This is a genomic window from Actinomycetes bacterium (genome assembly GCA_022396035.1).
Taxonomy (GTDB): domain Bacteria; phylum Actinomycetota; class Humimicrobiia; order Humimicrobiales; family Humimicrobiaceae; genus Halolacustris.
The window spans coordinates 1-7,395 of record JAIOXO010000035.1 but is presented as its reverse complement, the minus strand read 5'-3'; the positions used below and the strand labels follow the sequence as shown (position 1 = coordinate 7,395).

The 7,395-nt window shown below is 42.3% G+C and carries 9 protein-coding genes; 8 read left to right on the top strand and 1 reads right to left on the bottom strand.

Going from position 1 to position 7,395, the window contains the following annotated elements:
• The first annotated feature begins 77 nt into the window (after window positions 1-77).
• From pstC to phoU, 3 genes are all read left to right on the top strand, one after another.
• On the top strand, window positions 78-968 hold the full coding sequence (pstC, locus tag K9H14_08095; GenBank protein ID MCG9480147.1) for a phosphate ABC transporter permease subunit PstC: 891 nt from the start codon (window positions 78-80) through the stop codon (window positions 966-968).
• A gap of 10 nt (window positions 969-978) precedes the next feature.
• The gene (pstA, locus tag K9H14_08090) at window positions 979-1,830 is read left to right on the top strand and encodes a phosphate ABC transporter permease PstA (protein ID MCG9480146.1); all 852 of its coding nucleotides are present in this window, start codon (window positions 979-981) and stop codon (window positions 1,828-1,830) included.
• Window positions 1,831-1,893: 63 nt separating this feature from the next.
• A complete protein-coding gene (gene phoU, locus K9H14_08085) occupies window positions 1,894-2,571 on the top strand; it encodes a phosphate signaling complex protein PhoU (protein MCG9480145.1) in 678 nt (225 codons plus the stop codon).
• Here phoU and K9H14_08080 read toward each other — a convergent pair.
• Complete coding sequence (locus K9H14_08080) at window positions 2,568-3,590, bottom strand: potassium channel protein (GenBank protein ID MCG9480144.1); 1,023 nt, start codon at window positions 3,588-3,590, stop codon at window positions 2,568-2,570. The genes phoU and K9H14_08080 overlap by 4 nt on opposite strands.
• A 103-nt stretch (window positions 3,591-3,693) precedes the next feature.
• Here K9H14_08080 and K9H14_08075 point away from each other — a divergent pair, with 103 nt between their 5' ends.
• From K9H14_08075 to K9H14_08055, 5 genes are all read left to right on the top strand, one after another.
• Window positions 3,694-4,194, top strand: a complete 501-nt coding sequence (locus tag K9H14_08075; protein MCG9480143.1) for a rubrerythrin family protein — start codon at window positions 3,694-3,696, stop codon at window positions 4,192-4,194.
• On the top strand, window positions 4,194-4,607 hold the full coding sequence (locus tag K9H14_08070; protein MCG9480142.1) for a hypothetical protein: 414 nt from the start codon (window positions 4,194-4,196) through the stop codon (window positions 4,605-4,607). Before K9H14_08075 ends, K9H14_08070 begins: the two co-directional genes overlap by 1 nt.
• Window positions 4,608-4,611: 4 nt before the next feature.
• Window positions 4,612-5,457 (top strand): 16S rRNA (cytidine(1402)-2'-O)-methyltransferase, encoded by an 846-nt coding sequence (gene rsmI / locus K9H14_08065; GenBank protein ID MCG9480141.1) that lies wholly within the window; start codon window positions 4,612-4,614, stop codon window positions 5,455-5,457.
• A 23-nt stretch (window positions 5,458-5,480) separates the two neighbouring features.
• The gene (metG, locus tag K9H14_08060; GenBank protein MCG9480140.1) at window positions 5,481-7,016 is read left to right on the top strand and encodes a methionine--tRNA ligase; all 1,536 of its coding nucleotides are present in this window, start codon (window positions 5,481-5,483) and stop codon (window positions 7,014-7,016) included.
• Window positions 7,017-7,018: 2 nt separating this feature from the next.
• Window positions 7,019-7,395 (top strand): TatD family hydrolase (locus K9H14_08055; protein MCG9480139.1); only part of this gene is annotated, 377 nt, incomplete at its 3' end.

Here is a 7,395-nt window from a genome sequence, read left to right as displayed (position 1 = left end):
CCAGCAACAGGCTGCCCTAACTGCAGCCTGTTGCCGTATATGGAAAAATATAGAAAATTTATATACAATAACCCCAAATGACAAATTGGCAGGTTAAGTTAAGAAAAACAAAGAGCTTTGTGATAGGCAAATTAGTTTTTTTAAATGGTATCCTATCCATAATAGTGCTGGGGTTAATCCTTGCCTTTTTGGTTTATAATTCCCTAAGGTTTTTTGCCAGCTATCCTATTTTTGAATTTTTAACCGGTACCAAGTGGTCACCCACAGTTATGGAAGATTTTGGATTTGTTCCTTTATTTGTGGGCTCACTCCTGATTACTTTTGGAGCTATAGTTATAGCTGTACCCCTGGGTATAGGATCGGCTATCTACATTGGGGAGCTGGCTCCCAGATGGCTCAGAGAAACCCTTAAGCCCATTATAGAGGTGCTGGCCACCATCCCCTCGGTGGTAATCGGTTTTATCGGTATCAAGCTGCTGGCCCCTTTCATCAGGGATCTGTTTGAGCTCAGCATCGGCCTTACTGCTCTTACCGGCTCGATCATGCTGGCCTTTATGAGTCTGCCCACTATAATTTCTATATCCGAGGATGCCATAAATGCAGTTCCTTCCAAATACAGGCATGCTTCGGTGGCCCTGGGTGCTACCAAATGGGAGACCACTTACCAGATAGTGGTCCCGGCAGCCTCCTCGGGAATACTGGCTGCTACCATGCTGGGGCTGGGCAGAATTGTAGGGGAAACCATGACTGTATTGATGATTACCGGTAACTCTCCCCGCATTGTGTTTTCATGGCTGCAGCCGGTAAGGACTATTACTGCTACTATTGCTGCAGAGATGGGTGAAACAGTGCAGGGGGGCCTTCATTATTCAGCCTTGTTTGCGGTGGGCTTAATACTGTTTATTATTACTTTCTTGATAAATTTAATATCTGACAGATTTATAAGCAGGATAAGGGATGTTGAATAGGTCCAGACAAATGAAAAAAAAGTATATGGTACAGAAGTTCTTTTATGGACTGCTGCTTTTTTTAACCATAATAGTGGTGGCTTTTGTACTGGGCATAATAGTATACCTGATAGTCAAGGGAGCCGGTTCCCTAAGCTGGGAATTTATTTCCCAGAAACCCAGGTCGGGTATGAGAGACGGAGGAATATTCCCAGCTATAATGGGAACTATATACCTGATAGTAGGAACCATTATATTCTCTATGCCCATAGGTATCCTTTCGGCAATATATTTGAATGAATATGCCAAAAAATCCAGGTTAACCAGGATGATAAGGATGAGTATCGTAAATATGGCTGGTGTTCCATCGGTGGTCTATGGATTGTTTGGCCTGGGTTTCTTTGTAATTTTTTTAAACTTCGGCCGTTCTATCCTGGCAGGTTCGCTCACCCTGGCTTTTTTAATATTGCCGGTAATAATTACTGCCAGCGAGGAAGCCTTAAAAAGCGTTCCTGATACCTACCGGCATGCATCGCTGGCTCTGGGTGCTACCAGATGGCAGACCATAATCAAAGTGGTACTTCCACAGGCCTTACCGGGCATTATAACCGGCTCGGTTATAGGCATAGGCAGGGCAGCAGGGGAAACTGCTCCCATAATTTTTACGGTGGCTGCTTTTTCCCAGCCCAATCTGCCCAACTCCATATTCAGCCAGGTTATGGCTCTGCCCTATCATTTATATGTGCTGGCTACCCAGCTCACTGATGCTCCCGAGGATATGCAGTGGGGCACAGCTCTGGTGCTGTTGCTTATAGTTATGATTTTTGCCGGGGCCGGTACCGCAGTAAGGGCCAGGGCCAGGATCAGGAAATTGAATGGATAAAAGGAATGAAATAGAACGGTTTAGATGTTAAAATAAATAAAATGATTTGGATTTGAGGCTATTATGAGAAAATCTTTTCACCAGCACTTAGAAGAATTAACCGAAGATGTACTTAAGATGGGCAGCCTGGCCCAGGAGGCTGTGCATAATGTAATTCAGGCCCTTATAGAGATGAATCCCGATCTGGCCCAGGAAGTAATAGAGGGTGACGTAAAAATAGATGAATATGATATTTCAATAGAGGAAAAAAGCATAGTCCTGCAGGCAGAACACCAACCGGTAGCCAAGGATTTAAGGCTGCTTCATTCTATCAGTATAATAATTATACACCTGGAAAGAATTGGGGACCTGGCAGTAAATATAGCCAGGGTTATAAAAAAGCTGGCCCACCAGAAAGATAAGTTTCTGGACAAGGAGATTCTGGACCTGCTGGTGGAGATGGGCAATCTGGTGCAGACAGTTCTAAAAAGGTCCCTGGAATCATTTGCCAAAAAAGATTATAAGATGGCATCCAAGCTGGATAAAATAGATGCTCCGGTTGATGATATACAGAAGATGATATTAAAAAAATTATATACCTCAATTTCCGGCAGCGAGGAATATGTAAAGTTTATAACCAACGTATCACTGGTCAGCAGGTACCTGGAACGGATAGGAGACCAATCGGTAAATATCGGTGAGAGGGTACAGTTCTTTTTAACCGGTGATTACCGGATGTTCCATGAGGAGTTTTATCATTAGTCTGCAGTAGCCAGGTTGGAGAGCATCTGTATCTGTTCCTTGGTTCCAATAGCTATAAGGCTCTGTCCTGAAGTTAGCATAGTGTTTGCATCAGGTTTGCTGTAGGTAGTTTTTTTGCCGGGCTCAATAACCGCTATAATTAATGCTCCCAGGTTATATTGCTCACTGGCATCTTTAATGGTTTTTCCATCCAGGATGCACCCATTTTCAATCCTTATTTCCAGCAGTCGAACCTCTATATTTTCTGTACCCATTATAGTATCCAAAAAGTCAGTTACCAGAGGCTGCATAGCCATTGCCGCCATTCTCCTGCCTCCAATAATCTGGGGAGAAAGCACCCTGTCTGCTCCTGCCTTTTCCAGTTTGCTGATGGTTTCCTGGGCTGTAGCCCTGGCTACTACAAAAATATCTGGGTTTAAGGATTTGGCGGAAAGAGTAATATATACATTATCAGAATCGGTATCCAGTGCAGCAAACAGGCTGCTGGCTTCTTCGATTCCTGCCTCCAGAAGTATGTCATCATTAGAGGCATCACCCTGTACATACAGCCAGTTATTTTCCTTACAAATGTCTATGGGTTTCTGAGCATTATCAACTACTATAAAATCAGCCTGGTTGTGGCTGAGCTCGGTGGCAATTTCCAGGCCTACTCTTCCCAGGCCGCAGATAATGTAGTGGTTTCTTAGTTTCGATATCATTTTTGTTATCCTTCTTGATTCCATTCTTCCTAATAAAAATTCTGATAAGATAAAGTCGGCAACACTTATCAACATGTAGGCTGCCAGGCCGGTTCCTATTATTATAAATATTATGGTAAATACTACCCCTGGCGTGGAAAGCTGTTCTACAGTTTCATAACCGACAGTGGTTATAGTAATGGTAGTCATAAACAGGGCATCAAGGGGACTCATCTCCTCTATAACCATGTAACCCAGGGAGCCTAAAAAATAGAGCAGCACCAGAATCAGCAGCGGAACCATTATTCTCCTAGTGTATCTATAGTTGGTTTTAGGCTTCATAACCTTATTTTACATGCAATAAATTGAATTTACTAATTATTAATATATAGTACTAGAAAAATTAATAATATATAATGAGGTAAAATACAAGGAGGTTTAGGTTATGGTGAAGGAAAAGACTTTAAAAAATCTAAAAAATGCATTTGCAGGCGAATCCCAGGCTAACCGGAAGTATTTGGCTTTTGCCCGGAAAGCCCAGGAGGAAGGCTTGGGGCAGGAAGCTAAACTGTTTAATGCAGCTGCTGATGCAGAAACCGTGCATGCTCACAATCACCTTAGGGCTATGGATGGCATAAAATCAACCAAAGACAACCTGAAATCGGCTGTAGAGGGAGAAACCTACGAGTTTGAAGATATGTACCCTCCCATGATTGAAGATGCCAAGCAGGATGGTGAAGATGAGGCTAGGGCCAGTTTTAATTATGCTAATAAGGTAGAAAAAATTCATGCCGGGCTTTACAAAAAATACTTGGATAATTTAGGCCATAATGAAGATACCGATATTTATGTTTGCCAGTTCTGCGGCAATACGGTGGAAGGCCAGGCTCCGGACAAATGCCCTGTATGCGGCAGACCCAGAGAGATGTTTAAAAAGATTGAGTAATGAAATATTTGTTGCTTTTTCTTTTATATAGTTTCTTTGGGGTAGGAATCGAGGTGTTCTTTACCTCGATTCATGATTTTATAAAATACAGGGATTTAAGTTTCAGGGGCCGATCATATTTATGGATGTTTCCCATATACGGCAGCCTGGGTTTAATAATAGGGCCGCTTTATAATTTTTTACTGCCGGTTCCTTTTGTCTGGCGGGGGTTTATCTACATGGCCATAATATTTGCTGCCGAGTTTATATATGGCTATGCCCTGAAGCTGGCTATAGGCAAATGCCCTTGGGAGTATAAATCAAGATGGGCCATAAAGGGAGTGGTAAAAATTACCTATCTTCCTTTCTGGCTGGCCTACGGCTATATTGCAGAACTGCTTTACCGGGGATTTATAAATATAACCATTTATTAAACTTATGGAGGAACAAAAAAAATCAGGGACCCTGTTTGTTTGTGCCACTCCTATTGGCAATATGGAAGATGCTAGTTTCAGGCTTATATCCACCCTGGGTAAGGTAGATGTAATTGCTGCTGAGGATACCAGGACTGCCCGCAAACTTCTGGACCGGTACCAGATAGGCAGGAAGAAGCTTATCAGCTATCATGATTTTAGCAGCCAGGATAAAATTATGGCCATTGCCGGATACCTTCAGAGGGGAACTGATGTGGCTTTGATTACCGAATCAGGAATGCCTGCCATACAGGATCCGGGCTATAAGCTGATAAGGTATTGCATTGAGCATAACTTAAATCTAACCGTAATTCCCGGCCCCAATGCTGCCTTGAGTGCCCTGATTCTTTCAGGTTTTGCCCCGGACAGTTTCCTGTTTGTAGGATTTGTACCCAAAGCTAAGGCTAAAAGGAAAAGTAAGCTGCAGCAGTTAAAAAGGTTACCCTTTACTTTGATATTTTATGAATCTCCCCACAGGGTAGCAGACTTTTTAAAGGATCTGTACCAGGTATATGGAGACAGAAAGGTATGCATAGCCAGAGAGCTAACCAAAGTATATGAGGAAACTATAAGGGGGAAGGTATCCGAGGTCCTGTCAGTCTTAGAAAGAAGGCAGCTGAAAGGAGAAATAGTAGTGGTGGCAGAAGGCTGTTCGGGGGAAACTATAAAAAACTTTACTGACCAGGAGATAAGGCAGAGACTGGTAGACCTTATGTCCGAAGGGCTCTCCAAGAAAGCGGCTATGAAGATAATAAGGGGCCAGTATGACATAGACCGGCAAACATTGTATAATATTTCCACAAAAATTTAGGATATATTGATTCGAGGTAAACCATGGAAGAAAAATTTTATATAACTACTGCCATACCATATATGAATTCCAAGCTTCATCTGGGGCAGGTTTATGAATTTATACTGGCTGATGTAGTGGCCAGGTATAACCGGCTCCTGGGCAAGGATGTCTATTTTTTAACTGGATCTGATGAACACGGCCAGAAAATATTTAAGGCTGCTCAGGAAAACCAGATGTCTGCCCAGCTTTATGTGGACAATATGGTAAAAGATATGAAAAGAATTCTTAAGCTCTACGGCATAAGTAATGACGGGTTTATCAGGACCACTGATAAACAGCATGAACAGGCAGTACAGAGCATTTTAAGTAATCTTAAGGATAATGGAGATATTTACAAGCATGATTATGAAGGCAATTACTGTGTGCCCTGTGAAACTTTTTTCCTTGATTCACAGCTGGTCGACGGCAACTGTCCTGATTGTGGCCGGAAAACAGAAAAGGTAAAAGAAGAAAATTACTTTTTTAAACTTTCCAAATACCAGGATAAGCTTGTGGAATATATGGAGAAGCATCCTGATTTTGTGGTTCCTGAAGTCAGAAGAAATGAAGTTCTGGGGTTGCTTAAGCAGGGCCTGAAGGATATAAGTATTACCAGGACCACGGTTACCTGGGGAGTTCTGGTTCCTTTTGACAGCGATCACTACTGCTATGTATGGGTGGATGCTTTAATAAACTATATTTCTGCGCTGGGCTATGGATTAAAAGATGATCATCTGTTTAAAAAATACTGGCCGGCTGATCAGCATCACATAGGCAAAGATATATTAAAATTCCATACTATTATATGGCCGGCTTTGCTTATGTCCTTGGGGGTTGAATTACCAGAACATGTAGTTATACATGGATGGATACTGCTGGGGCAGGAGAAGTTATCTAAATCCAAGGGTATAACCCTGGACCCTGATAAGCTGGCTGAAGACTATGGCGTGGATGCAATCCGTTACTTTGTTACCAGGGATATTTCTTTTGGCAATGACGGCTCATTCACTTACAGTTCCCTGGTAAAAAGGTATAATGGGGACCTTTCCAATGATATTGGAAACCTGGTGTCCAGGACGGTTACCATGATTAAAAAATTCAGCGAAGGAAAAGTCCCTAACCGGCCGGAGGACAGCGCAGGATTTGAGCAGGAGTGGCAGAAAGTAAAAGACGAATATATTGAGAATATGAATAACTTTAAATTCTCTGATTGCCTAATAGGGTTGTGGGATTTTATAAATAAGGCTAATAAATATATTGAAGATACTCAGCCCTGGTCGCTGGCCAAAAGCAGCAGCAACCAGGATAAAAAACAGCTTGATGCTGTTCTGTATCAGCTTGTAGAAGCTATAAGGCTTTCGGCTGTACTTGTTTCACCCTTTATGCCCCATATCGGCCAGCGAATTTTAGGCCAGTTTGGAATAGAAGACAAAGTAGAGGATTTAACTCTGGATACACACGGCAGCTGGGGCAGCTACATTGGAGGCACTCCTATTGGTGAAAAAGAAATTCTTTTCCCTAGAATAAAAGAAGATTAGCAATGGATTTAATAGATACCCATGCACATCTGGATATGTTAAAAGAATCAAGTCCTGACCAGGCAGTAAAAGAGGCAGCCAGGCAAGGGATTAAATATATTATAAATATAGGATCCAGCATAGAAGGAAGCAGGCAGGCTAAAGCTTTATCAGAGACCTTTGATAATGTATATTCGGCAGCGGGCCTTCATCCCCATTATGCAGAAGGGTACGACCAGAATCAGGAAGATATATTAAGGGGCATAATAGAGGACAGCAAGAAGATTGTAGCTGTAGGAGAGACCGGGTTTGATTTCTTCAGGAATAACAGCTCCAGACAGGATCAGTTAAGGGCATTCGAATCACAAATTGGCCTATCTTTAGAATATGGCCTGCCAGT